The organism is Idiomarina sp. PL1-037, from assembly GCF_034422975.1.
In the GTDB taxonomy this organism is placed as follows: domain Bacteria; phylum Pseudomonadota; class Gammaproteobacteria; order Enterobacterales; family Alteromonadaceae; genus Idiomarina.
Window position 1 is genome coordinate 2,121,152 of sequence record NZ_CP139873.1, and the last position, 25,166, is coordinate 2,146,317.

The 25,166-nt window shown below is 48.6% G+C and carries 21 protein-coding genes; 9 read left to right on the top strand and 12 right to left on the bottom strand.

The window, feature by feature from the left end; all coding sequences use genetic code 11:
- Positions 1 to 6: 6 nt before the first annotated feature.
- The gene (locus U0358_RS10030; RefSeq protein WP_317497247.1) at positions 7 to 624 is read right to left on the bottom strand and encodes an NUDIX domain-containing protein; all 618 of its coding nucleotides are present in this window, start codon (positions 622 to 624) and stop codon (positions 7 to 9) included.
- A 184-nt stretch (positions 625 to 808) separates the two neighbouring features.
- Between U0358_RS10030 and tolC the strand changes: the two genes are divergently transcribed.
- Both tolC and lpxL read left to right on the top strand, forming a co-directional pair.
- Complete coding sequence (tolC, locus tag U0358_RS10035) at positions 809 to 2,191, top strand: outer membrane channel protein TolC (protein ID WP_322406155.1); 1,383 nt, start codon at positions 809 to 811, stop codon at positions 2,189 to 2,191.
- Positions 2,192 to 2,291: 100 nt separating this feature from the next.
- Positions 2,292 to 3,233, top strand: coding sequence for an LpxL/LpxP family Kdo(2)-lipid IV(A) lauroyl/palmitoleoyl acyltransferase (gene lpxL, locus U0358_RS10040; protein ID WP_322406156.1), 942 nt, complete (start codon positions 2,292 to 2,294; stop codon positions 3,231 to 3,233).
- On the opposite strand, the gene glnE is transcribed toward lpxL, so the two are convergent.
- On the bottom strand, positions 3,212 to 6,058 hold the full coding sequence (gene glnE, locus U0358_RS10045; protein ID WP_322406157.1) for a bifunctional [glutamate--ammonia ligase]-adenylyl-L-tyrosine phosphorylase/[glutamate--ammonia-ligase] adenylyltransferase: 2,847 nt from the start codon (positions 6,056 to 6,058) through the stop codon (positions 3,212 to 3,214). The two genes, lpxL and glnE, sit on opposite strands and share 22 nt — an antisense overlap.
- Before the next feature lie 7 nt (positions 6,059 to 6,065).
- Positions 6,066 to 7,565: a CYTH domain-containing protein gene (locus tag U0358_RS10050; protein WP_322406158.1), complete on the bottom strand. Its 1,500-nt coding sequence runs from the start codon at positions 7,563 to 7,565 to the stop codon at positions 6,066 to 6,068.
- A 225-nt stretch (positions 7,566 to 7,790) separates the two neighbouring features.
- Here U0358_RS10050 and putA point away from each other — a divergent pair, with 225 nt between their 5' ends.
- Complete coding sequence (gene putA / locus U0358_RS10055; protein WP_322406159.1) at positions 7,791 to 10,958, top strand: bifunctional proline dehydrogenase/L-glutamate gamma-semialdehyde dehydrogenase PutA; 3,168 nt, start codon at positions 7,791 to 7,793, stop codon at positions 10,956 to 10,958.
- Between the two features lie 60 nt (positions 10,959 to 11,018).
- Here putA and U0358_RS10060 read toward each other — a convergent pair whose 3' ends face one another.
- The 4 genes from U0358_RS10060 to U0358_RS10075 form a co-directional block, all read right to left on the bottom strand.
- Positions 11,019 to 11,459 carry a hypothetical protein gene (locus tag U0358_RS10060; RefSeq protein ID WP_317497253.1) on the bottom strand — a complete coding sequence of 147 codons (441 nt, stop codon included), beginning with the start codon at positions 11,457 to 11,459 and terminating at the stop codon, positions 11,019 to 11,021.
- Positions 11,449 to 13,233, bottom strand: coding sequence for an acyl-CoA dehydrogenase C-terminal domain-containing protein (locus tag U0358_RS10065; protein ID WP_317497254.1), 1,785 nt, complete (start codon positions 13,231 to 13,233; stop codon positions 11,449 to 11,451). Before U0358_RS10065 ends, U0358_RS10060 begins: the two co-directional genes overlap by 11 nt.
- A gap of 108 nt (positions 13,234 to 13,341) precedes the next feature.
- On the bottom strand, positions 13,342 to 14,049 hold the full coding sequence (locus tag U0358_RS10070; RefSeq protein WP_322406160.1) for a general secretion pathway protein GspB: 708 nt from the start codon (positions 14,047 to 14,049) through the stop codon (positions 13,342 to 13,344).
- Between the two features lie 12 nt (positions 14,050 to 14,061).
- Positions 14,062 to 15,480, bottom strand: coding sequence for an ExeA family protein (locus U0358_RS10075; RefSeq protein ID WP_322406161.1), 1,419 nt, complete (start codon positions 15,478 to 15,480; stop codon positions 14,062 to 14,064).
- Positions 15,481 to 15,589: 109 nt separating this feature from the next.
- Between U0358_RS10075 and U0358_RS10080 the strand changes: the two genes are divergently transcribed.
- Entirely contained in the window at positions 15,590 to 16,702 is a 1,113-nt protein-coding gene (locus U0358_RS10080) for a tRNA nucleotidyltransferase/poly(A) polymerase-related protein (RefSeq protein ID WP_322406162.1), read from the top strand.
- On the opposite strand, the gene folK is transcribed toward U0358_RS10080, so the two are convergent.
- Both folK and folB read right to left on the bottom strand, forming a co-directional pair.
- Positions 16,699 to 17,208, bottom strand: a complete 510-nt coding sequence (gene folK / locus U0358_RS10085; protein WP_322406163.1) for a 2-amino-4-hydroxy-6-hydroxymethyldihydropteridine diphosphokinase — start codon at positions 17,206 to 17,208, stop codon at positions 16,699 to 16,701. The genes U0358_RS10080 and folK overlap by 4 nt on opposite strands.
- 11 nt (positions 17,209 to 17,219) lie before the next feature.
- The gene (folB, locus tag U0358_RS10090) at positions 17,220 to 17,603 is read right to left on the bottom strand and encodes a dihydroneopterin aldolase (protein ID WP_317497259.1); all 384 of its coding nucleotides are present in this window, start codon (positions 17,601 to 17,603) and stop codon (positions 17,220 to 17,222) included.
- Positions 17,604 to 17,700: 97 nt separating this feature from the next.
- On the opposite strand from folB, the gene plsY reads away from it, so the two are divergent.
- On the top strand, positions 17,701 to 18,291 hold the full coding sequence (gene plsY, locus U0358_RS10095) for a glycerol-3-phosphate 1-O-acyltransferase PlsY (RefSeq protein WP_317497260.1): 591 nt from the start codon (positions 17,701 to 17,703) through the stop codon (positions 18,289 to 18,291).
- Here the strand turns inward: plsY and tsaD are convergent.
- Entirely contained in the window at positions 18,275 to 19,309 is a 1,035-nt protein-coding gene (gene tsaD, locus U0358_RS10100) for a tRNA (adenosine(37)-N6)-threonylcarbamoyltransferase complex transferase subunit TsaD (RefSeq protein WP_322407475.1), read from the bottom strand. The genes plsY and tsaD overlap by 17 nt on opposite strands.
- Before the next feature lie 86 nt (positions 19,310 to 19,395).
- Here tsaD and U0358_RS10105 point away from each other — a divergent pair, with 86 nt between their 5' ends.
- Complete coding sequence (locus tag U0358_RS10105) at positions 19,396 to 20,994, top strand: amidase (RefSeq protein ID WP_322406164.1); 1,599 nt, start codon at positions 19,396 to 19,398, stop codon at positions 20,992 to 20,994.
- Here the strand turns inward: U0358_RS10105 and U0358_RS10110 are convergent.
- Together U0358_RS10110 and U0358_RS10115 are read right to left on the bottom strand one after the other, a co-directional pair.
- Positions 20,972 to 22,012: a metallophosphoesterase family protein gene (locus tag U0358_RS10110; protein ID WP_322406165.1), complete on the bottom strand. Its 1,041-nt coding sequence runs from the start codon at positions 22,010 to 22,012 to the stop codon at positions 20,972 to 20,974. The two genes, U0358_RS10105 and U0358_RS10110, sit on opposite strands and share 23 nt — an antisense overlap.
- Positions 22,012 to 23,046, bottom strand: a complete 1,035-nt coding sequence (locus U0358_RS10115; protein WP_317497263.1) for a type IV pilus twitching motility protein PilT — start codon at positions 23,044 to 23,046, stop codon at positions 22,012 to 22,014. The genes U0358_RS10110 and U0358_RS10115 overlap by 1 nt, the downstream gene beginning before the upstream one ends.
- Before the next feature lie 36 nt (positions 23,047 to 23,082).
- On the opposite strand from U0358_RS10115, the gene U0358_RS10120 reads away from it, so the two are divergent.
- The 3 genes from U0358_RS10120 to U0358_RS10130 are packed head-to-tail and all read left to right on the top strand — an operon-like array spanning position 23,083 to position 25,153.
- Positions 23,083 to 23,793: a YggS family pyridoxal phosphate-dependent enzyme gene (locus U0358_RS10120; RefSeq protein ID WP_317497264.1), complete on the top strand. Its 711-nt coding sequence runs from the start codon at positions 23,083 to 23,085 to the stop codon at positions 23,791 to 23,793.
- Positions 23,793 to 24,617 (top strand): pyrroline-5-carboxylate reductase, encoded by an 825-nt coding sequence (proC, locus tag U0358_RS10125; protein ID WP_322406166.1) that lies wholly within the window; start codon positions 23,793 to 23,795, stop codon positions 24,615 to 24,617. Before U0358_RS10120 ends, proC begins: the two co-directional genes overlap by 1 nt.
- An 8-nt stretch (positions 24,618 to 24,625) precedes the next feature.
- Entirely contained in the window at positions 24,626 to 25,153 is a 528-nt protein-coding gene (locus U0358_RS10130) for a YggT family protein (protein ID WP_317497266.1), read from the top strand.
- Positions 25,154 to 25,166 lie beyond the last annotated feature (13 nt).

A 25,166-nucleotide genomic window follows, 5' to 3' on the forward strand; every position in this document is an offset into this window, starting at 1 on the left:
AAAACCTCAGTTTTGCTCCTGGTCAGAGAACATCTTATCACGATGTAGTAACAACCATTGTAACCCAATAACACTTGCCGCGTTGTTGATTTCTTCACGTTCGAGCATGCTAATAACTTCTGTTCTGGGTAAAACGTGAACCCGAATATCTTCGTCTTCTTCGGGTAACCCGCCAAAACTGGCAGCCGACTGGCTGTCAACTTCGGCAATATAAATGGTCAACTTTTCGTCGGTACCACCCGGACTTGAATAATAGCTGGTCGCGTAGATTAAGCGCTTAGCTTTTAACCCTGCTTCTTCCTCTAGTTCACGTGTAGCGACTTCCTCTGCGCTCTCGTCAGCGTCAAACATACCCGCGACAAATTCATACAACCAGGGACCATTTTTATTATCGAGCGCTCCCACCCTAAATTGCTCCAGAACAACCAGTTCATCGCGGACTGGGTCGTAAGGAATAACCACAACAGCGTGCCCGCGTTCCATTAATTCCCGGTTTATCGCCGGACTCCAGTCACCAGAGAACAGCCGATGTTGTAAAGAATAGCGGTAAACCGACAAAAAACCTTGATAAAGAGGTGCCTTTTCCTTTACTTTCACATCATCTCGGTGAAAACGAATCGTCATGTTTACTGTCCTTTCTTAGGGGTAATTAAAGACAAACATTCTGTTACACTTGAGCGAATTCTGAAACCATGTTTTTCTTAAACTATCTGCGCAAATCATTTACACTGGTAATCATTCAACACTGTATGTAAACTATGCGCAATCATTGAACAATTGCATGTCAAGTAACAGGAATCTGACTACCATGAAAAAGCATATTTTGTCGGCAGCTGTCGGTCTGGCATTGACCACAGCCTCTTTTACGTCAAATGCTGAAGATTTGGCTCAAATTTACCGTTTAGCCGTAGATAATGACCCGACCTTATTACGCGCAGCAGCAGAACGCAATGCTGCACAAAAAGGTATTGATATTGCCAACTCAGGATTCCTGCCGCAAATTTCAGGTCAAGCAAGTTACAATGATTCGACCAGCGACTCTCCTGAATTTGTAAATTCTAGTATTCAAGTTTTTGATAGTGATACTAAAGGCTGGCAAGCTGGGGTCACTCTAAATCAAAGCCTGTTTGACTGGAGCGTTTGGAAAAACGCCGATATTGCTGAAAAACAAGCTTATCGGTCAGAAGTTGCTTACAGTAACGCCCAGCAAGATTTAATGCTTCGCGTTGTGAATGCGTATTTCCAGGCACTACAAGCCCGCGATGACTTATCCTTCGCGGAAGCTGAGAAAAAAGCGATTGAGCGTCAGCTTGAACAGACCAAACAGCGTTTCTCCGTTGGGCTAACGGCCATTACTGACGTACATGAAGCACAAGCGCAGTATGACAGCGCAGTTGCTCGCGAAATTCAGGCGCGTAACGCGGTAGAGATTGCGCTGGAAGATATCCGTGAAATTACCGGTCAATACCCACAAACTCTGGCGGCACTGGATACCGAAACTTTTTCACCCAGTAGCCCGGCGCCGGACGATGTGCGTCAGTGGGTAAAGAGAGCCGAAAACAGCAACCTGAGCCTATTGGAAAGTAAGGTATTAGTGGATATCGCGGAACAACAAATTCAACTGAGTCAAAGCGGACATTACCCTACAGTTTCTTTGCAAGCGAGCTATTCTACCCAAGATAACGAACGTACTATTTCGGATCAAAGTGGCCAACAGACCACTGACTTACCACGTCTGGACAGCCGTTCTATAGGTCTAAACGTCAGCGTTCCCATTTTCTCAGGGTTCCGTACCTCATCTGAAGTTGCGCAAGCGCGCGACAACTACGTTGCAAGCAGCCAACAAATGGTACAGACTCGCCGCAATATTGAACGCGAAGTGCGAAACGCTTATTACCAGGTGTCAGCATCTATTGCCAGCATTAACGCATTCCAACAGTCTGTGGTATCTGCCGAGAGCGCATTAAAAGCAACTGAAGCGGGTTTTGAAGTAGGTACTCGCACCATTGTGGATGTACTCGATAGCACCCGTAATTTGTATAATGCAAAGCGTAACTTATCGGAGGCGCGCTACGGCTATATTCGTCAGATTTTGGCACTTGAACAAGCAGCCGGCCAGCTGCAGGAACAAGACCTGATGGCTATTAACAGCAGCCTTTCTGAAAACGTACAAGGCACTGCCGCAGACTAGCTGCGCAGACCACGGCACCGCCTGACTATTGGCGGTGCCTCATTTTTGAATTTTTATGTTACTATCCGCGGCAAATAGCGAATAATAAGCGACATCAGCTGTGATCGAACCTCCCAAATTTAAATTCTACTTTTTACATCCTAAGTTTTGGCTTACCTGGCTCGGTGTTTTCATCCTGTATAGTGTGTCATGGCTACCTTATCGACTACAGCTGGCCATGGGTCGTGGGCTTGGCTTGCTGTTTAAAAAACTCATGCCGCGCCGGGTGAATATTGCCCGTACCAACTTAAGGCTTTGCTTTCCGGAATACAGCAATGAGAAAATCGAGACATTGCTAACCGAAAATATTAAAAATACCGGAATCGCATACTTTGAAGTGGGCATGGCCTGGTGGTGGCCGAGCTGGCGGATTAAACGTAAACTGCATGTTCATGGCGAAGAGCATTTGCGTCAGGCTCAGGAAGATGGCAGTGGTGTTCTGCTACTGCTATTTCACTTCCTTAGCCTCGAAGTTCACGCCCGCTTACATGGCTTTGTCGAGCCAGCTGTTGGTCTTTATCGCCCACACAATAATGCGGTCATGGAGTTCTTACAAACCCGCGGCAGAGGGCGTTCAAACAAATATATGATCCAGCGTCGCGATGTTAAAGCCATGATGAGATCGCTTAGTGAAGGTGACATCGCCGGCTATCTTCCGGATCAGGATTATGGTCGTCGTCGCGTCGAATTTGTTAAGTTCTTTGCCGTGCCGGATGCTTCAACAACCTTGGGCACTATGCTTTTTGCCCGCAACCCTAACTGCAAAGTCATGGTAAGCCGTTGCGTCAGACGTGACGACGGAAGCGGTTACGATCTCTTTTACGAACCGCCGCTTGACAATTTCCCCACAGGAGACAAAAAAGCGGATGCCGAACGCGTGAATAGTTTAGTGGAAGACGCCATTCTAAAAGCTCCGACACAATATCTCTGGGTTCACCGCCGGTTTAAGACTCGTCCTGACCCCAACATGCCAAGCTACTATCAGTCATCTTCCAGTAAGTGATTCCAGCAGTTGAGCACAGCCTGACGTTCATTATCCAGGTTGTGTTCCTCCAATAACTGCTCTCCCTGTAACGCCAGCGAATGACTCTCACAGCGGAAGATTTGAAACGCGTTAATTAAGTTTTGAGCGTCTACTTCTGTTAGTAAATGTAACTGTTGCGCTTCAGTCAGAAGCCTGACGTTATCACTGTATTTACATAGCTCTGGATATTGATGCGCATAACGCAAAACCAGATACTGAGTGATAAATTCAATATCGGCGATACCGCCCGGGTCTTGTTTTAAGTCGAATTTCCGGCTGTTTCTTTGGGTCAGATGCTCACGCATTTTTTCACGCATTTTAACAATATTCTGACGCAGTTCGTGTTCATCTCGTTGTTGAGAAAGAACGCTCCGGCGTATATCCATAACCGTGTCTCTTAATGCAGGAACACCGTATACGGGTCGCGCACGCACCAATGCCTGTAATTCCCAGGTCCAGGCGTCATCCCGCAAATAACGGGCAAAAGAATTCACCTGTGTCACCAATAAACCGGCCTGTCCTGACGGCCGCAAGCGTAAATCCACGTCATACAAAATGCCAGCAACCGTTCGGGTAGTGAATAAATGCAGAACTCGTTGTGCCAGGCGTAAGTAAAACTGCTGAACCTCAATAGGTCGTTGCCCGTCTGTTTGCCCCTGATAATTGGCATCCGTTACAAAAACCAAGTCAAGATCGGAGCCATACCCAAGCTCCTGCCCACCCAATTTTCCGTATCCAATTACGGCGAAACCGGTATTGTCAATGCTGGTTCCTGCAGGCTTTCCGTGTTTTTGAGTCAGATGTTGCCAGGCCAGGCCAACCACTTCAGCGATAGTCGCTTCTGCAAGAGCACTTAAATGATCACTGACGTTCATCAATTCTAAAACGCCGCTAATATCCGCTGCGGCAATTTTAAGTTGCAGTGCCTGCTTAGCCTGACGCAACGCATCCATTTGTGTTTCTAAATCTTGTTCAGGAATACGTACAAGGTATTCGCGCAGCACAGCCGCGTAATCCTTTGACTCAGGCAGGCTGTAAAGCTGCTGCGGGTCAATCAGTTCATCCAGAAGTATGGGGTGCAAAGCCAGCTGTTCAGAGATCCATGGGCTGGCCATACACAATTTGCAAAGCTGCTCGCGGGCGCCGGGGTTTTCAGCCAGCAATTCAATATACGCCGTTCGGCTCATAACCGCTTTAATAATAGAAAGCAGCCTTTCCAGCAAACGTTCCGGGTGCTGATGCTGAATAGCATGTCGAAGCATTATCGGCATTAACCTTGCTAATGCTGAACGCCCTCTTGGACCTGAACTTCGACGCCGGCTCTCCTGACGAAAGTTTTTAATCAGAGCCCATAAAGCCTTGGGTTCATCAACCCCTTCACTTTCTATGATTTCTATCGCAGCATCATCATCCAGCATGTCCTGCCACAAAACCTGTAAGCCTTGTTCATCCTCGTCATCTTCAGACTCCGCACCAACCACCTGCTGGAACTCTGCATGAATGCGCTCCATGCACTCGTCAATTTTTCTCTGCAAGCTCTCCCACTCAGGTTCATTCAACATTGCGCACAGCCGTGCGCGACCTGTTTCATCGTTAGGTAGTTGCTGCGTTTGCTGGTCATCAATTTGTTGCAAACGGTGCTCAATAACCCGCAAATACTCGTAATCTTCCAGTAGCTGGCTAGCATGCTCCGAGCTGATCAAATCGAGTTCCACCAGACCGTTCATAGCAATGTAAACTGAACGTGTCTGCAGTGATTTTTCCTGCCCTCCGCGAATAAGCTGATGCGCCTGGACAATAAATTCCACTTCGCGAATCCCGCCGGCACCCAGCTTGATGTTATTTTTAACTCCCTGTCGGCGGGTTTCCTGGGTAATTAAAAGCTTCATTTTACGCAGCGCTTCAATGGCACCAAAATCAATATAACGACGGTAAACGAAAGGTCGTATCAACTGCTGAAACGCTTGCTCATATTGTCCATCAGCCCCTATCATGCGGGCTTTAACCATGGCGTAACGTTCCCAGTCGCGCCCCTGCTCCTGGTAGTAATGTTCCAGAGCATTCAAACTGGTTACCAACGGGCCCGACTGACCAAAAGGTCTTAACCGCATATCGACCCGGAACACTTGCCCGTCCGCAGTCGTCTCGTCAAGTAACCCAATAAGTGACTGCGCCAGCCGCTTGTAAAAAACCCCGTGCTCCAGATTACGTCCGGGCCCCTGTGTTTCGCCTTGTTCAGGAAAAGCAAAAATAAGGTCAATGTCGGACGAAAAATTAAGCTCTTTTCCGCCCAGCTTGCCCATACCAATGACCAGCATAGGCATTAGCTGGTCATTAGCATCAAGCGGTTTACCGTGGCGCTGGACAAAACGCTCAAACAACCACTCCAGACTTTTACTAATTGCTGCATCAGCAAAGGTACTGTAATGGTGCAAAGACTCCTTTAACGACACTTGCTGCAGAATATCGGCTGCGGCAAGCTTCGCCATCCAGCAGTGTCGTAGTCTCCGTAGGCATTTTTTTGCCTCATCTTCGTTCGTTATTTGACTTAACGACTCTGCTATACGGTCACCGTAGCTTTCAGCATCAACCAAATAAACAGTGGTTCCACTGCCGTCAAAAAAATCGGTTATAAGATGCTCGGGGTAACTTTCTGCAACCCTTCCAATGAACGGGCTGACAGCGAATAGAGCCCGTAATATCTGCTCCTGTTCAGCTGTGAGCTTAATACTCTCTGCAACCTCTTTAAAACGTTCCCAGGCTGTTTCCGTCTCGCTCATCAATTTATTGTCGGGAGTTAGCATAACCACCTTAATTTAACCAGTATGGTTCACGTTTCAGCGCAGCTTTGCGAGAATATTCAAGAGCTTTTAACAGGGATTCTCGCTGTACTTTTTGCCAGTCCATCAGTTTTTCATCCACTTCATCGTCGCGATCCCGAATACGCTCATGCAAAATATGCAATGCGGTAATTTCACGAATACCCCGGGCTAAATCCTGCCAGGGCAAACGAAAACTTTCTCTCAAATCCGCATCAAATAAATGTCCGAAACAAGTCCCCATCAAAAGGCTATTTTGCAAGGGGGTCAGCAGCTTAAGATACCCTTCTTCACTAAGCTTTTCGTGCTCAGAAAATGCCGTTTGTACCAGCTGCCAGTCGCTTTTTAAGAGTTGACTGCTCCAGGGCAAAACCGGCTGCTCCAGCTCCTCTGTCATTTCTTCTTTCAACAGAAATTCCGACAACCCCAGTACGGTTTTCTGGTATGCGGCAGAATGCACTAATTCAGCGACCTCATTCAGGCGAATAACATCCTCCTGACTGTTGACTAAAGATTCATACAATTTGCTGTAACGCTTAAGCGCACGATGATAAGCCCCATCTTCAGCGGTTAGCTCATCCAGCCCTTCAAAGCGCTTGAGCCACTGCAGCTTCGCAGTTATTTGCGATATGCCAGTCAGCAACCGTCGCTCTCCAACACCGTTCTCAATGAGCTGCTCCAACACAACCCGCACCATTTGCATGCCGTCCGCCATTCCCTGTACCGCCCGGACACTGGGCTGGAAGTCCAGACAGGCTTCATTATGCTGCCAATGACGCAAGCCAGACTCTAACGATCGGTAAAGCGCCTGACCTACATTTTGCTCAGAGTGGATTGGTACATAGTGCATTTGTGTAAAAGGCTCCAACAAGCTTTTTCCAGCCAGCAGATAGCCCCTTGCTGCTTTACTTAACGAGCCGACCCGCGCACCGGCTTTTTTCACTAACTCGTGCGCCAGGCGATATACCTCGGTTAAAGAACCACCCTGTAACTCCAGTTCAATTTCCGCTATAGGTTCTCGCTGCTCGCCCGACTCTATTTGACCTTCATCAAAAACCATTTCGATTACACCTTCGCCACTGGGAAGCCGCCAACGGGTTCGGGTGAAATTAGTCACAAACAAGGTGTCCAAATCGCGCTGAATATCGTAAACCGGAAAGTCATCCGGCCATATCTCGTTATCAAACAGGGTTAAGTCTGGTTTGTCGCTATCAATATCAATATTGTACTCAGGCCTTTGATGCATACCGCCCATAACCCGACCAGCCAGTTTCACCGTCTGCTCTTTATGATCTTTATCGCTGCGTATCCGTAATCCAATGTCGAACTGACGTAAACGTAAATCGGACGTGTCAAAATAGGAATTTTTGAGTTCAAATTGTTCTTTGCGGGGTTTTGCCTTATGAGAATCCGCCAACGACTGGCAGACTTCGAGTGCTTTTTCTCGCTGTTCTGGAGCAATCAGTAACTTGAGCTCAACTTCTTGTGACATAAATCGATTCCGATGCGTTTAATAAGTTAGATTAAAGGTACTGGCTTGGCGGCTAACGGTCAACAAACACGGGCATTTAGTTCACTTGACACCAAGGGTGAAAAGTTGCAACGTGAGATCCGACCATGAAGGGTCTTTACCCGCGCAAAAATAAGCTTATACTTGCGCCGATTCCCAACTTTGGGGAAGCACGCCGAGCTTCGGCCTGGCTACACAGGAGATGCTATGTTCAAAGCGAGTGAGGTGCTATCCAAACAGCATCAGGCTGAGGACTTAAAGTCCTTACAGCAGGCAATTACTGACAATTATATTGTTGATGAAGACGAATATATGCGTGAACTGTTGCCGCTGGTTCCTGCCGATGATGATACGGTTAGCGCAGTAACCGAGCGCGCAGCTAAATTAGTTGAGCAAGTGAGGGAACAGGCAGATAACGGCGTCGTCGACGCATTTCTGCAAGAGTACAGCTTAGATACCAAAGAAGGCATTATTTTAATGTGCCTTGCCGAGGCATTATTGCGAATTCCTGATGCTTATACAGCTGATGCGTTAATTCAAGACAAACTTTCCGGCGGAGACTGGCAGAAGCATATGGGCCAGAGCGCGTCTTGGTTAGTTAACTCAGGCACCTGGGGATTAGCACTGACAAACAGTGTGACAAACCCTACAGGCAAAGCCATGGAAACACCGCGCGGTGCGTTCCGTCGTCTGGTTCGCAAACTCGGTAAACCTATTATTCGCAAAGCAACCTATACCGCCATGCAAATTATGGGTAAACAGTTCGTGCTAGGACGTACCATTGAGGAAGCCTTGAAAGAAAGCCGTGATAACCGCGACAAGGGCTACACTCACGCTTACGATATGCTTGGCGAAGCCGCATTAACCATGAAGGATGCGGATTACTACAAGCAGCAGTACGTCAACTCAATTAAGACGATAACCAAAGAAGAATTCAATAACCCGGATGCGCCGCGCCCGACAATTTCAATTAAATTGTCAGCCTTGCACCCTCGTTATGAAGCATCAAATCACGAACGTGTACTAACTGAGCTGGCCACCACGTTGACCGAACTGGTCAAGCTGGCCAAAGAAGCCGACGTTGGTGTGACCATTGATGCCGAAGAAGCCGATCGCCACGAGCTTTCAATGGAGCTGTTTGAGAAAGTCTACCGCAGCGGCGTCTGTAAAGGCTGGCCACGTTTTGGTTTGGTTGTACAGGCCTACTCGAAGCGTGCACTACCAACCTTGTGCTGGATAACTGCACTGGCAAAAGAGTGTGGTGATGAAATTCCGGTTCGCTTGGTAAAAGGGGCTTATTGGGATAACGAAATTAAGTGGACTCAGGAAAACGGTCTGCTTGGCTACCCGGTATTTACTCGTAAGTCACACAGCGACATTTCATATCTGGCTTGTGCCCGATACTTACTGAGTGACGATACTGACGGTGCCATTTATCCACAACTCGCGACTCACAACGCGCAAACCTTTATGGCCATTCAACAAATGAATGAGACCCATCAACGTCGCATTGAGTATCAGCGTTTGCACGGCATGGGTGACAGCTTGTATGACACTATAATGGAGCAAAATCCAGGTATGGTGGTGCGTATATATGCACCAGTTGGCCCTCACAAAGATTTGCTGCCCTATTTGGTTCGCCGGTTGCTGGAAAATGGTGCTAACTCGTCATTTGTCCATAAACTACTGGACTCTGATACGCAGGTTAATGATCTGGTCGAGCACCCGATGAAAACCGCGTCCGGCCACGAAAAATACGCAAACAGCAAAATTCCACTTCCCTCAGAAATGTATGGGGATCGCACAAATTCATTAGGATTGAATATGAATATTCACTCACAAGCAGATGATTTTATTGCAGCGGTTCAACAATACCGTGACAAACAATGGCAAGGCGGTCCCATCGTCGATGGGAAAACCATAGAAACCGACCACCATGTCAGTATTACCAGTCCTCAGGAAACCTCAAAGCAGGTTGGCAGTATCTACTGGGGTGATAAAAAGCTCTCTGAACAAGCACTGAAAAGTGCGAACGCTGCCTACAAATCCTGGCGTAACGTTCCAACCGAAGAGCGGGCGGAATGCTTAGAGAAATTTGCCGACTTAATGGAAGCGAACCGCAACGAGCTTATTGCGCTGTGTTCAGTAGAAGCAGGCAAAGGCTTACAGGACGGTATCGACGAAGTTCGCGAAGCCGTTGATTTCTGTCGCTATTACGCCAACCAGGCGCGTGAACTCATGGGTGGTCCTATTCAGTTACCGGGTCCAACAGGCGAAGATAATGAGCTGTTCGTTGAAGGTCGTGGAACTTTCATCTGTATCAGCCCATGGAACTTCCCCCTTGCCATTTTCGTCGGCCAGGTTGCAGCCGCTTTGGTTACCGGTAACTCAGTTATTGCTAAACCAGCAGAACAAACCGGGCTTATCGCATACCGCGCAGTGCAGCTGGCTTTGGAAGCAGGCATTCCGGGTAACGTATTGCACTTTATGCCGGGCAGTGGCGCCGAGGTCGGTAGCTACTTAACCAGCCAGGAAGACATTGCCGGCGTTTGCTTTACCGGTTCAAGCTATACCGCTCAGGCCATTAACCGCGCGCTAGCGGCGCGTACTGGTCCAATTGTGCCATTGGTTGCTGAAACCGGCGGACAGAACGCTATGATGGTTGACTCTACTGCTCTGCCGGAACAGGTTGTCACCGATATCGTTGCCAGTGCCTTCCAGAGTGCGGGACAGCGTTGTTCGGCTCTGCGTGTTCTGTTCGTACAGGATGATGTTGCTGACCGTGTCCTCGACTTACTACGTGGCGCTATGGAAGAGCTGCAAGTTGGTGACCCACTGCTGCATGAAACTGACGTTGGCCCGGTTATCGACGGAATTGCTAAAACCAACCTGGAACAGCACATATCTGATATTCAGCAGGCTGGCCGCCTAATTGCCCGCGCGCCACTGCCCGATTACGCTATGGGTGGTACTTTTGTTGCCCCTACAGCAATCGAAATTGACAGTATCAGCCAGTTGGTGAAAGAAAACTTCGGTCCTATTTTGCACGTTATTCGCTTTAAAACGAGTGAAATTGACGAGGTTATTGAGAGCATCAATAACACTGGCTTTGGTTTAACTTTCGGTATTCACAGCCGTAACGAAACCTTCGCTCACGACGTGGCTAGCCGTATTGATGTGGGTAACGTCTACATTAACCGTAACCAGATAGGTGCGATTGTCGGCGTACAACCATTTGGTGGTCGCGGCATGTCTGGTACCGGACCGAAAGCCGGTGGTCCACACTACCTTACTCGTTTTATCACCGAAAAAACGCGCAGTGACAACATTACTGCCGTTGGCGGTAACGCAACCTTGTTGTCTTTAGACGATTAAAGGCCAGCAAGAGACAAAAAAGCCAGCGAGAAATCGCTGGCTTTTTACTTTACTCTTCGTTTATTTTTCTTCGTAACTTTTTAGCTCTACCTGATAGTTTTCCAGTTGCTGTCTTAGGCTGTCATTTAAAACGACAATTATTTCCTGCCGCTGCCCTTTTTCATCAACAAACCGTAAACCGGCTAAATCTTTTTCATACTGCTGCAGCACCGGCGGGTTTTCCAACTGGTAAGTTCTGGGAGGTAAAATTAAGCGCTTTTCCGTTAGCTCAAGGTTGTTATAAAACGCGGCTGGTTGTAATGGCCTGAACTTCACCACAATTGCCATAACAATGGCCATGGTCAGCAGCGCGCCTGAAACGATAATCCATAAGGGAACTGCATCGCCAATATAAATTGCCATCCATATCGCTAAAAAGAAGCCGCCCCAAGCCTGGGGGCGGCGACTATCACGATAAAACGTCAATGCATTGCTTTCTTTTTTTTCGTCTTTAGAAGTCATCGTCGCTATGTAAGTAAAGGCTTTCACTACCATCTTTTATCGCGGCTGCCAGGCTATGAATGCGCGGCAAAATGCGGGCAAAATAGAAACGTGCCGTTTTTGCTTTCGTTGCCAGGTATGGCTTGTCATTTAACAGCGGTTCTGCGGCTATTGCCATTTTCAGCCACAGGTAAGCGTAAGAAACATAACCTACCAGATGAAGATACTCAACCGCCACACTGTTTACTAAGTTCTCATCACCAGCCGCTTTTTGCAGTACTTCTTCACTGACACCATTCAATATATTCAGCGCCTGCTGCAATTGCTCACGCTGCTTTATCCATTCGCTGCTGGTAGAGGATTCCTCCAGGAAGCTCTGAATTTCCTCATTAAACGGCTGCAGTAGCTGGCCTTGTGAACCAAAGACTTTACGCCCCAGCAAGTCCAGCGCCTGAATACCATTAGTGCCTTCGTATATTTGAGCTATACGAGTATCGCGAACCAATTGTTCCTGGCCCCACTCTCTGACATAACCGTGCCCACCAAAAACCTGTTGGCCATGAATGGTCGACTCCAGTCCAGTATCGGTTAAAAAAGCTTTCGCAACAGGCGTTAATAACGCCACCATGGCATCGGCCTTTTGCCTAACCTTGTCATCCCCGGCATATTTTGAACGATCGAGCTGCTGCCCGACCCAGGTCGAAAACGCGCGACCACCTTCAGTCAGAGACTTCATTGTCAGCAACATACGGCGCACATCGCCGTGCACTAAAATTGAGTCGGCTTCGGCTTGGTCGTTACGAGTTGCTTTTGCGCCGCGTCCCTGAATACGATCTTTCGCGTATTCCAGAGCATTTTGGTACGAACGCTCTGCCGCTCCCAGCCCCTGAATACCAACGCCTAATCGCTCATAGTTCATCATGGTAAACATAGCGGGTAAACCACGATGAGGCTCACCTACAAGCCAGGCTTTTGCACCATCAAAGTTCATCACACAGGTTGCTGATGCGTGAATACCCATTTTGTGTTCAATAGAACCGCAGCTAACATTGTTACGTTCGGTCAGGTTACCTTGCTCGTCGGACAAAAACTTAGGCACCACGAACAACGAAATACCTTTTGTTCCCGCCGGTGCGTCAGGCAATTTTGCCAGCACCAGATGCACAATATTGTCGGTTAAATCGTGCTCACCGCCAGTAATAAATATTTTGGTGCCGCTAAGCGAAAAACTGCCGTCTTGCGCGGGAATCGCCTTACTGCGAATAATGCCTAAATCCGTCCCGGCATGCGGCTCGGTCAGACACATGGTGCCTGTCCATTCACCCGAAACCATACGCGGTAAATAATGGTTCTTCAGCTCATCACTGCCATGCGAATTAATTGCCATGATAGCGCCGGAGGTTAGGCCCGGATAAAGCGAAAAGGCGATGTCCGCGCTGCAAAGCATTTCTTCGTATTGAGCAGATAAAGATTTCGGCAGCCCCATGCCGCCAAAATCGGGGTTTGCCGTTACACCAACCCAGCCACCTTCAGCCAACTGGCGAAAGTTCTCTTTATAGCCTTTAGGTGTTGTCACCTCTCCGTCTTTAAACTTAACGCCTTCTTCATCCGCTTCGCGGGCTATGGGGGCAACCAAGTTTTCTGCAACTTTTGCGCCTTCATCAAGAATAGCGCCAGCAGTTTCAACGTCCATCATGTCGGCAAGTTCCGGAGTCTGCTGCCAGTCATCAGCAACGCGGAATACATCATGCAGAACAAAATCCATGTCGTCGCGGGGAGCTCTGTAGTCAGCCATATCATTACCTCTTGTAGGGATCACGAAGCGTTCAAACTAATAATTTAAACGCCTGTTTAAACTTTATTGCACAAGAGTATGAATCCCATAGCAGGATGTCAATAATTTCTATGGTTGCCAGTCTTCTAATGCTGGCTGGGAGAATGCCTGTGAGTCTTTCACCAAAACCACCTTTTGTGGCTCTATTCGCAATATTGTCAGCTGACTTAACGCATCGCCCTCGTACAGTCGCTGGCCATTCAGTTCAATCCACCGCTGCGACGCGCTGGAACGATACATGTGGCTGTCATAACTAAACGCTGGTACCTGTCGCTGGAACGAGCGTGAAAGTTCACTTAATGAAGGTATGACACTGGTATCGGTTCTATGATCACCGGTGCTGGTATCATTCACTGCCGCTTCAAAGCGCTGTAATAAGTCTGGCGAAACAGTCGAAAGATCCAGAGCTTGCCGCTGCGCTCCTGCTTGCCCGGCTGGTTCCGATTCTGACGATTGCTGTTGACCAGCACTCTGTGTTAATTCAGGTTCTTCCTCCGGAGCGGGTTCGGGTTCAGCTTCCCATTCAACCGATTCAATACTGGCGGTTTCCCCCCACCGGAATCTTTCCGCTTCAGGACGTTCAGACTGGTTTGTTTCACCAAGCCAAACAGCTCCGGCAGAGCCCAGCACTGCGCCGAGAATAAGCGCCAAAGGCCAAAGTAACCAACTCCAGCTACGGTTGTGTTTATCGTTAGCCATAAGCGAGGCATCAAGCACTGAGGTTTGCTTTAATAATGGCGACTGTTGCTGCTTTAACGCTTTTAATAAGGATGACATTACTTGCTCTCTTTACTCGCTTTCTTTACTCAATCGGGGCCCAAAGTCAGACGCGCGTGATGCCAGCCATGCCATTGTCGCTTCATCCAGCTTTCCGGTTACCCGCAGCCCCTGGCTTTTTTGCAGTGCTTTAAATTGTTCAACTGATGACTGACTTTCCCATTCAGAACTCAGGTGTTTTTCCAGCTGTTCACGAACCCACTGGCGGTGTGTGTCGCCGTTTTCAGCCAGCGGCTGTTGATACAAAATAAGGAAAGCCCCGTTCCAGCCAGTAGTATCTATCGCCGTACCATCGGTTATTAAATCGGCGCTTTTATCTCGCTTATAAAGCAATGCCGGGTAGTTAATGCTGCGCAGCTGCTGCAGGCTCTGGTTTAACTCAAGGCAAGCGAGATCATATTGTTCTACCCACTGACAAAAATCCGCATCTACCGGCGGTTCAGGCAAGCCCCAGACACTAGCCAGCTCCTTTGCGGCCTGATATTGACTGCTGGTAGCATCATCCGATGGTTTTTCGGTATTGTTAATCAGGGTGTAACTGCCAATAGCGCTGGCAACAAGAAGCACAAAAGCCCCCGCCCAGCGCCATAAAGCCGAGTGTGGCTGCCGATTCCTGCTACCGGTAGTGCCATTCAGTTCAATATGCGCTTGCTGTATATGCCTTGGCAACACTTCGCTACTGGATTCCGTATAAGCTGCCAGCAATGCCCGGTCACAATAAAGGTTTAATAAACGGGGAATACCCTGCGTTAACTGGTGTGCCTTCCTTCCTGCAGCAGCAGTAAACAAAGGCCGGTTTGCGCCGGCCACCTGCAGGCGGTAAGCAATGTAGCGTTGCGTGTCCTGCTCTGTCAGCGGCAAAATATGATAGCGGGCGGTAATACGCTGTGCCAGTTGACGAAGTTCCTGCCGACGCAGTAAGTCTTGTAATTCCGGCTGACCAATTAAAATGACCCGAAGCAACTTACGGTCATGAGTCTCTAAGTTGGTCAGTAACCTCAGTTGCTCCAGCACCTGAGGCCGCAGATGCTGGGCTTCATCAATAAGCACCACACACTGGCGGCCATCATCATTGGCTTTCAGAAAAAACTGGCTGAGCTTATCGGTCAGTGTTTTGCGGGTCGCGGAGCGTTTTTGATAACGAATGCCAAATTCATCACACAAACTTGCAAGCAGTTCATCCTCATTCAGCATAGGGTTAAGAATAAACGCCGTTTCCGTTGACTCGGGCAGCTGCTCCAGTAACGCTCTGGATACCGTAGTTTTGCCTGTTCCAACTTCCCCGGTTAACAAAATAAAGCCGCCACTGCCCTGCAGTCCTTGCGTAAGGTGCGCCAAAGCCTCCTGGTGTCGCTCACTCAGATAAAGGTAATTCGGGTCCGGGGCAATGGAAAACGGCTCTGCCTGAAGACCAAAATAGTTTTGATACATATCGGTCCGCTATAATGCTGCTGTTATTATTTGTCCAACAGTGTAACGACTTGCTTGCACATCGACCAGTGATTCGACATGATCATGCCAAACAAAGTTGAGGTGAGCAGTGGACGTATACTTAGTTGGCGGCGCAGTACGCGACAAACTTCTGAAATTACCCGTGCACGAACGTGACTGGGTCGTGGTGGGTTCCCGTGCAGAAGATTTATTAAAACAAGGGTTTCAGCAAGTCGGCAAAGACTTTCCGGTATTCCTGCACCCCAGCACCCGCGAAGAATACGCACTGGCCCGCACTGAACGAAAATCCGGCAAGGGCCACACCAGTTTTGACGTTTTCGCCTCTCCTGAAGTCACTTTAGAGGATGACCTGGCGCGTCGGGATTTAACCATTAACGCTATAGCACAAAGCGAAAGCGGCAAGATAGTCGATCCATACAATGGCGTACAGGACGTTGAAGACCGTAAATTACGTCATGTTTCTGAGGCTTTTACCGAGGATCCGCTACGGGTATTAAGAGTGGCACGCTTTGCCGCGCGTTTTGCTCACTTAGGTTTTACCGTGGCCGGGGAAACTCTGCAACTGCTGCAAGAAATGTCAGCCAGTCAGGAGCTCCGCCACTTAGTCCCGGAGCGGGTCTGGCGGGAATGGGAGAAGTCGCTGGCAACCCAAACGCCAACCGTTTTTTTAACTCTGCTTAAAGACATACAGGGGCTTTCTCAGGTGTTGCCCGGAATAACCGCCGATGATTCACAATTGCAGCGTTTGCAAAGAACATCAGCTTATTCCGATTCTACGACACTCAGATTTGCCAGCTTGTTTATAGAGCAGGCAACTCCTGAGAACCTGAAGCAGTTCTGTCGGCAACTGGCTATTCCGAATCATTACCGTGACTGCGCTTTGCTGGCTAGAAATCATGAGGATTTTATTACTTCACCGGAGCTCCCCGAAAAAGTCCAGCTAGCAGCGATACTAAAACAAATTGACTATTGGCGTCGTCCCGAAAAGCTCGAACAGTTACTGCAGTTAAGGCAAGCTGAATATAGTAAATCCACGCAACAGCAAAGTATCGCGGATCAGCATAAAAAGTTACGTTCGGGGGCAAAAAAAGCAGCAGCGCTTAATGCTGAGACTTTGCAGCAGCAAGGCTTTACCGGTAAAGCCCTGGGCGATGCTTTACGCGAACAGCGTGAACAAATACTGGCTGAGGCAGTGAGTTAATCTTCCAGCCAATGAGTGTCACTAATCGGCTCTAATTGTTGTGGCGAGTCTTTATGGGTCTGCTGGTATTGCTCCCACAACTGCTGGTAGCTTACATTTAAAAGCGGATGCAGACGCCTTCCGGCAATTTCAGCCAGCGGCCAGAGCACAAAAGCATTTTCAAGAATTTCACCACGAGGCAACTGCGGCTGTAGCTCCCGAATAACGTCATCGTACAATAAAACGTCAATGTCTAAGGTTCGCGGGCTGAACTTGGCACTGCCCGGAACCCGTCCGTTTTCCTGTTCAATGCGCTTACACTCGGCCAGAACTTCGGTAACAGAAAGGTCAGTTTCTACCTCGACCACCAGGTTGTAAAAATCACTGCCGGAAAACCCCACCGAAGCGCTGCAAAAAATTCTTGAACGTTGACGCCAGTCAAAGCTTTTGGCAATTGCTTCTAAGCCCGCACGAATGTGTTTTTCACGATCCGTATTAGAGCCTATTCCGAGAAAAACTTGCGCCACAACTTATCCTCTTAACCAAATGGGCTGTCGAAAACACTTCGGCGAACGCTTACGGCGACCGTTTTAGCATTAGGCACAGCTCCGGGTTTAGCCACCCGCACTTCAACGTTCTGTACTCCGAACTCATTTAAAATGAGGCTGGCAACACCTTCGGCGACCGTTTCTATTAGCTGACGCGGCTTTTCTGCTACCCAGCCAGACACCCGCTCGCTCACCAGTGCATAATCTAAAGCGTCGTCAATATTATCAGTAGTTGCCGCGCGCTGGTTGTCCCAGCTCATCTGAATATCCAGCACCAACCGCTGTTTTTTTTCTTTTTCCCAATCATAGACACCAATGATGGTCTCTACAGTTAGACCCTCAATGCTAACGACATCAATATCTGCTTGTTCCATTTGTGTTAACCCGTGGTAATTGCCCAAAAAACCGCTTATTCTAGGAGCATTGACTTTTAATCGCAGTCTACCTTAACAAACGAGGGATTCGTACCCCATGACAGCGCTTACTTTACTGATGATACTTTCAGCCTACCTTCTGGGCTCTATCAGTAGTGCTGTGGTTATCTGCCGGCTCTGGGGCTTACCTGACCCGCGCAAAGAAGGCTCGGGCAACCCCGGAACAACCAATGTTTACCGGGTTGGCGGAAAAGTTCCTGCGTTATTAACTCTATGGTTTGATGTTTTAAAAGGTATGGTTCCGGTCTGGGGTTCTTATTTTTTAGGCATTGAACCATTTTTCCTTGGCTTAATTGCCGTTGCAGCCTGCCTTGGCCACATTTTCCCGCTCTACTTCCATTTTCGTGGCGGCAAAGCAGTTGCTACCGCATTAGGGGCTATGTTTCCGGTAGCCTGGGAGATGGCTTTGCTGCTTATTGCAACCTGGTTACTGGTTTTCCGTATTAGCAGAGTATCGTCTCTGGCGGCACTAGTAACCGTTTGTCTGGCTCCCTTTTATGCCTATTGGATAAAACCCCAATACACGGTGCCGGTTATTATGATTTCGCTATTGATACTATGGCGTCACCAGGCCAATATTTTGCGATTGTCTTCCGGCGAAGAAAAAGCCTTTAAACGGCGTCGCTAGCCACTGCCATCGGTTTTAAATCTGTCATCGGCCATCTTGGGTGTGTTTTTACTGCAAGTGACTCACGTTCCCCTGCTTCTAAACGCAGAGCGCCCGCTAAGGCAATCATCGCGCCGTTGTCGGTGCAGAACTCCGTGCGGGGATAAAACACCTGGCCCTTTTGTTTTTCCAGTAAAGCTTCCAGTTTGGCGCGTAAATGTTTATTGGCACTGACACCACCAGCAACGACCAAACGCTTGTAGCCGGTTTCTTTTAGCGCACGGCGACATTTAATAACCAGGGTATCGACCACCGCATCTTCAAATGCCCGCGCAATATCCGCCAGGGTCTGCTCATCATGGTCATTAGCAGCCAAAGTGTTGGCCGCAGAGGTTTTCAGGCCACTGAATGAAAAGTTAAGCCCAGGCCTGTCTGTCATTGGTCTGGGGAAAGTAAATCGGTCACTGTTACCTTGTTCTGCCAGAGCCGCCAATCGTGGTCCTCCGGGATAATCCAGCCCCATCAGCTTAGCGGTTTTATCGAAAGCCTCACCTGCCGCGTCGTCCACTGATTCACCCAGTAAATGGTAATCGCCTATTCCTTTTACCTGAACCAATTGAGTGTGACCACCAGACACTAGTAAAGCAACGAACGGGAATTCGGGTTGGTTCTCTTCCAGCATAGGAGCCAGCAAATGCCCTTCCATATGGTGAACACCCACTGCCGGCAAATTCCAGCCAAAGGCCAGACTGCGGCCGATGCAGGCACCCACGAGTAAAGCACCGACTAACCCAGGCCCCATGGTATAGGCAATGCCGTCCAGTTGCTGATGAGTGATACCGGCTTCTTTAAGCGCTGCTTTAATCAGCGGTAAGGTTTTACGTACATGGTCACGCGATGCCAGCTCGGGCACTACGCCGCCGTAGTCGGCATGCAGTTTCACCTGCGAGTACAACTGGTGTGCTAATAAGCCTTTTTCGGTTTCGTACACCGCAACACCCGTTTCGTCACAAGACGTTTCAATACCCAATACCCGCATAGTGCTAACCAATTTCCGCTCTTTATCGACAATTGACGCTATTTTACCTGATTTTTATTCACATGACTCGCCTTACAGGAAAAGTTATGCCACTTTATGAAAAACATAAAAACAACAAAGGCTTTGGCATGAGACAACTCGTTGCATTTCTATTTATTCTGACCTTATCGGCCTGTCAGACACAGCCGACGGAGCAAGACAAGTTTTCCTGGCAGGATGCCTCTGTTATTGAGTTGCAAAACGCCATGACCAATGGTGATTTAAGCGCCGAACAACTCACACAATATTACCTGCAACGCATTAATACCCATAATCGTCAGGGTGCGAACTTACGAGCGGTAAACAGCGTCAACGGGAATGCTCTGACAGATGCCAGACGGCTTGATGCCGAGCGCGAACAAGGCGAGATTCGCGGTCCATTACACGGTATTCCTGTTATTTTAAAAGACAACATTGATACCGCCGACGGCATGGCGAATACCGGGGGGTCATTATTATTCGCAGAAAACTACCCGGAAGATGATGCCTTTCTTGTAGAACAGTTACGTGATGCCGGCGCTATTATTCTAGGCAAAGCCAACTTAAGTGAGTGGGCGAATTTTCGCTCTACCCGCTCGAGCTCGGGCTGGAGTGCCATTGGCGGTCAGGCCGTCAATCCGTATGACACAACTCGTTCCACTTGTGGCTCCAGTGCAGGTTCCGCCACCGCCGTTGCCGCCGATTTAGTCGCACTTGCGGTAGGTACCGAAACCGACGGCTCGCTAACCTGTCCGGCCGCGGTTAATGGCATTGTTACCATCAAGCCTACGCTGGGTCTTATCAGTCGTGACGGCATTATTCCTATTTCTCATAGCCAGGATACCGCAGGCCCAATGGCCCGCAGCGTAGCCGGAGCCACCTTAATGCTGGATGCGATGCAAGCTTACGATCCAGATGACCCCGCGGGCTATCGTACTGAAACGAATTTTGCCTCGCATTTAAAAGCAGACGGACTCGAAGGTAAGCGTATTGGTGTGGTTCGCAACTTAATGGGTTATAACGAATTACTCGACCAACAGTTCGAACGACAACTTTCGGTTTTGAAAGCTCAGGGAGCTGAGATCGTTGACGTAGAAATGGCAACCTACGGTGAATATGGCGGTGATGAATTTACCGTGCTGCTGTATGAGTTTAAACAGGATATGGCGGCTTATCTGGACAGTACGAATCTGCCTTATGACAATTTAGGTGACATGATAGCGGCAAATAACGATCTTTCTGAGCAAGAGCTGCCACTGTTCGGTCAGGAGCTTTTTGAAATGGCAGAGGCTCAGGATGACGAAGCCGCTTACCAGAAAGCGTTGGCCAAAAGTAAAAAACTGGCGGGTAAAGAAGGCATCGATGCCATGCTTCAGGAGAACAATATCGACCTACTAATAGCCCCGACGACAAGCCCTGCCTGGAAAATTGATCACGTACTTGGTGACAACTACTCAGGATCGGCCAGTTCACCTGCGGCGGTTGCCGGGTACCCGCACATATCAGTGCCTATGGGTTATATTCAAATTGGAGGCGAACCCGCCCTGCCGGTAGGTATCAGCTTCTTTGGTGCTGCACGCTCTGAGGCAACCCTTATAGAAGCGGCGTTTGCCTATGAGCAAGCGACAAAACACCGCAAACCGCCTAGTCTGGTTGTAACTGACTGAGGTTAATACGACGAGTGTCGAGCGGCCGGCCGTCAACATCGCGAAGTGTTAACTCCAGTTCCGGCTGCTCTTTCCAAATAATTTCAATTTGCCCATAACGGCTTTCGGCATAAGCCTCACCGTCACGATAAACAGATGAGTAAGGCGTTTCACCGTCAAAATTAATAGACCCCGGCGTCACCTGCCAGAGTGGATAAGGCAGGAACTCATCTGACTTAGCGAACTCGCCGAACAATCTGTCACCACTGGCCAAGAGTAACCCAGAAGGCTTCAGTTCGGTCAGCAGCTCTTTTAAACGTTTCTGTTCACGCTGGTAAAGTGCCCAGCTGTCATAGCCGTTAGCAGGAGCTATTACCGGTGTTGCGCTCATAATAATGCGGACTTCGGCAGGCTGTTGTAATTGCTCCGCAAGCCACTGCCACTGTTCATCACCCAGCAAATCGCCAGTGTTGTTCGACTGATAAGGACCTAAGTCAGCATTAAACCGACGAGTCTGACGCTCTACCCAACCCACCTGACTCAATGGGTCGCGGTTCCAGCGGCCGTCCAGAACAATCACCTGCACGCGTTGCGATTCGTTCCCAAAAATTACGCTCTTAGCGATACCGTGCTTTTGGAACAACCGTTCCGAGGTTGCCGGCTCACGCCAGAAAGTCAGAAAGTGGTTGCGAACGGCATAACGATTGGGGTTATCTTTTCCGCTCTTGCTATCCAGACTGTAATCGTTGCGGTTCCAGACCGACATCACCGCAGAGTTGCGCCTTAGAACCCGAGGCCCCCTGTAACGGTTGAACACCTCATAAGCATCCAGTAAGTCATCCATGTCACCGGCGTTCTCATCGATAGTATCGCCCAGGAACACAAACACTTCAGGCTGCGCATGATTAATGGCATCCCAGACTTCCTGTCGCTTGGTATGGTCAATGCAACAGCCAAAAGCCACTCGTGTTGTCTGCTGGGCAGATGCGCTAAACGCCACAGCCAACAGCAGAAGCAGCCAAACGCTCCGTATTAGCATTAGAAATCCTCTTTAGTCACCGCACAGCGGCGCGCCTCTTCTGCTTCTATATCGCCACGGGCCAGTAATTTCTTGAGTGCCTGATCTAATGTTTGCATACCCCGCTCAGCTCCGGTTTGAATAGAAGAGTACATTTGCGCCACTTTGTCTTCCCGAATCAAGTTCTTAATAGCTGGCGACGACAGCATAATTTCATGTGCGGCGACACGACCGCCACCCACTCGTTTCAGCAGGCTCTGCGAGATAACCGCACGCAAAGATTCCGACAGCATGGAACGGATCATCGGTTTATCATCCCCCGGGAACACATCAATAATACGGTCAATGGTTTTTGGTGCAGAGGTTGTATGCAAAGTACCTAAAACCAAATGCCCGGTTTCAGCTGCCGTCATGGCCAAACGAATGGTTTCTAAATCGCGCATTTCACCCACCAGAATCACATCAGGGTCTTCACGCAGTGCTGAACGCAGAGCCGCACTGAAACTGCGAGTATCCCGATGAACTTCACGCTGGCTGACCAGGCTTTTCTGGTTATCGTGCACAAATTCAATAGGGTCTTCTATAGTCAAAATATGCAGCGCCCGGGTCTGGTTTAAATAATTAACCATGGCGGCCAATGTGGTTGATTTACCCGAGCCGGTCGGTCCGGTTACCAACACTAATCCCCGGTTGGCACTGACAATGTCCTTAAATATTTCCGGGGCATCCAGTTGATCTAAAGTGGTGACTTCGGCAGGTATCATACGAAAAGCCGCTGCGATGCCTTTACGCTGCGTGAAAACGTTGGCGCGGAAACGCGCAACGCCTTCAATTTCAAATGAAAAATCACACTCGAACTTTTCTTCAAACTCCTGCCACTGGCCTTTGGTCATCACCTCAAACAACATGTCTTTCAGCTCATCCGGCTGGTGTTCGGGTTGATTTAGCGGACGAATGTCCCCATCCACTCTAATCATAGGGACACTGCCGGAGGACAAATGTAAGTCCGAGGCATTTTGTTTCACACTAAAGGCCAGTAATTCGTTAACATTCATATATCTAATCCCTGAATAAGTGAGATGACGGTGGCAATGACAACTAAGGTAGCAGAAAAGATAACAAATAATCTCGCGGAAATACGTCAGCAATTGCAGATTTTATCTGAAGAATCGCCACACCCGCAGTCAATAAGATTGTTGGCGGTGAGTAAAAAGCACTCTTTGGAAGCAATAAAAGCCGCTATTGCCGCCGGACAAATGCATTTCGGCGAAAACTATGTTCAGGAAGCCGTTGATAAAATTACTCAGCTAAAAGAACAAACTACCGAGCCGGTGCAGTGGCATTTTATTGGCCCGGTTCAGTCGAACAAAACCAAAGACATAGCTCAGCACTTTGACTGGGTACAGAGCGTAGAGCGGGAAAAAATCGCTCGTCGTCTCAATGAGCAGCGCCCCGACGATTCTCAACAGCTCAACCTGTTATTGCAGGTTAATATTGATGATGACGACAACAAATCGGGGTTAGCTCCCGAGCAGGTTGATGCTTTAGCGGAATACGTTATGAATTGCCCTAAACTCAAGTTACGCGGTTTAATGACTATTCTTAAAGCCGGGACAGCAGAAGACGAACGGAAAGAAAGTTTTCAACACATGTATAAGCTCTACCAAAAGTTGCAACAAACTTATGGCGAGCAAATTGATACCTTATCCATGGGGATGTCGGGTGATATGCGACAAGCGGTACTTGAGGGTGCTAACATGGTACGTATTGGAACAGCAATTTTTGGAGAACGGGAGTCCTAATGAACGACATTCGGAATATTGCCTTTATTGGCGCAGGAAACATGACACAAAGCATTGTCGGCGGTATGTGCAAAAGCGGTTATCCCGCTGACAAAGTCTGGGTCAGTAATCCCAGTGATGCCAAATTAGAAAAAATGAAGTCGGATCTGGGTGTGAATACCAGCAACGATAATCTGGAAGTGGTGAAGAACGCGGACGCTATCGTACTGTCGGTTAAGCCTCAGTTAATGGCAGAAGTTTGCGCTCACTTACGTGAAAACGTTCACAACTTAACTGACAAGCTCATCATCACTATTGCTGCTGGTATTCGTATTCCTAAATATCGCGAGTATTTAGGGGAAAACATCCGTATTATCCGTGTTATGCCAAATACGCCGTCACTGGTAGGTCAGGGCATGTCTGGTTTAGTTACGGACAACTCTGTAGACGAAGCGGATAAAAACTTTGTAACCGAAGCCTTTAACGGCGTAGGTGAAACACTCTGGGTTAGTGACGAAGATCAACTCGATATTCTTGGCGCCGTAGCAGGCAGTGGGCCAGCTTACTTTTTCGAGTTTATGGACAGCCTGGCAAAAGCTGCCACCGAGCTTGGTTTTGATGCCGAGAAAGCCCGCTCCATGGTTCAGCAAACCTGTTTAGGCGCTGCACAAATGGCTAAAGAAAGTGAGTTATCATTGGAGGATTTGCGCAAGCAAGTCACCAGTAAAGGCGGCTCTACGGCTAAGGGTGTTGAAGCATATCAAGACTCTGACCTACACGGCATTTCGGAAAAAGCCGTAAAAGCCGCAGTTAACCGTAATCAGGAAATGGCGAAACTCTTTTAGGAGTCACTATGAATAACGCCCTTACATTTTTAGTCGCAACCATAATTGACCTGTATTTGGTCATCGTACTTTTGCGACTCTGGATGCAGTTAACTCAAGCTGACTTTTATAACCCGGTCAGCCAGTTTGTTTATAAGGCAACCCAGCCTGTAGTGGGTCCGCTGCGCAGCTTTATGCCAATGCTGGGCAAGCTGGATACAGCCAGCTTAATTTTTGCTTTGGCATTAGGTATGTTAAAAGTCGCCGCCCTGGTTTGGCTAAATGACTTAGCTGTTAGTCCGTTGGTTATTGTCATTCAGGGAGTATTAACGGCTGTAAGCAGTTTGCTGTCAATGTTGTTCTGGGTACTGGTTATTAGGGCAATACTCAGCTGGTTCTCACAAGGGTACAACCCGGTAGAAGCCATGCTGCACCAAATCACAGAGCCGCTATTAGCGCCTGTACGTAAAATTCTTCCTCCAATAGGAGGATTAGATTTATCGGTACTGGTTGTCATTATTGCACTGCAGTTTTTGCGTATATTGATTGGTGTTTAATACTACTGGTGGA

Coding starts and splice junctions, on each gene's coding strand:
- tsaD (WP_322407475.1), bottom strand. CDS start 19,309: ATGCGGGTATTGGGTATTGAAACGTCTTGTGACGAAACGGGTGTTGCG.
- plsY (WP_317497260.1), top strand. CDS start 17,701: ATGACAGCGCTTACTTTACTGATGATACTTTCAGCCTACCTTCTGGGC.
- glnE (WP_322406157.1), bottom strand. CDS start 6,058: ATGCTAACTCCCGACAATAAATTGATGAGCGAGACGGAAACAGCCTGG.
- U0358_RS10050 (WP_322406158.1), bottom strand. CDS start 7,565: ATGTCACAAGAAGTTGAGCTCAAGTTACTGATTGCTCCAGAACAGCGA.
- U0358_RS10065 (WP_317497254.1), bottom strand. CDS start 13,233: ATGGCTGACTACAGAGCTCCCCGCGACGACATGGATTTTGTTCTGCAT.
- tolC (WP_322406155.1), top strand. CDS start 809: ATGAAAAAGCATATTTTGTCGGCAGCTGTCGGTCTGGCATTGACCACA.
- U0358_RS10130 (WP_317497266.1), top strand. CDS start 24,626: ATGAATAACGCCCTTACATTTTTAGTCGCAACCATAATTGACCTGTAT.
- putA (WP_322406159.1), top strand. CDS start 7,791: ATGTTCAAAGCGAGTGAGGTGCTATCCAAACAGCATCAGGCTGAGGAC.
- U0358_RS10110 (WP_322406165.1), bottom strand. CDS start 22,012: ATGCTAATACGGAGCGTTTGGCTGCTTCTGCTGTTGGCTGTGGCGTTT.
- U0358_RS10075 (WP_322406161.1), bottom strand. CDS start 15,480: ATGTATCAAAACTATTTTGGTCTTCAGGCAGAGCCGTTTTCCATTGCC.
- U0358_RS10070 (WP_322406160.1), bottom strand. CDS start 14,049: ATGTCATCCTTATTAAAAGCGTTAAAGCAGCAACAGTCGCCATTATTA.
- U0358_RS10060 (WP_317497253.1), bottom strand. CDS start 11,459: ATGACTTCTAAAGACGAAAAAAAAGAAAGCAATGCATTGACGTTTTAT.
- folB (WP_317497259.1), bottom strand. CDS start 17,603: ATGGAACAAGCAGATATTGATGTCGTTAGCATTGAGGGTCTAACTGTA.
- U0358_RS10105 (WP_322406164.1), top strand. CDS start 19,396: ATGCCACTTTATGAAAAACATAAAAACAACAAAGGCTTTGGCATGAGA.
- proC (WP_322406166.1), top strand. CDS start 23,793: ATGAACGACATTCGGAATATTGCCTTTATTGGCGCAGGAAACATGACA.
- U0358_RS10120 (WP_317497264.1), top strand. CDS start 23,083: ATGACAACTAAGGTAGCAGAAAAGATAACAAATAATCTCGCGGAAATA.
- U0358_RS10030 (WP_317497247.1), bottom strand. CDS start 624: ATGACGATTCGTTTTCACCGAGATGATGTGAAAGTAAAGGAAAAGGCA.
- U0358_RS10115 (WP_317497263.1), bottom strand. CDS start 23,046: ATGAATGTTAACGAATTACTGGCCTTTAGTGTGAAACAAAATGCCTCG.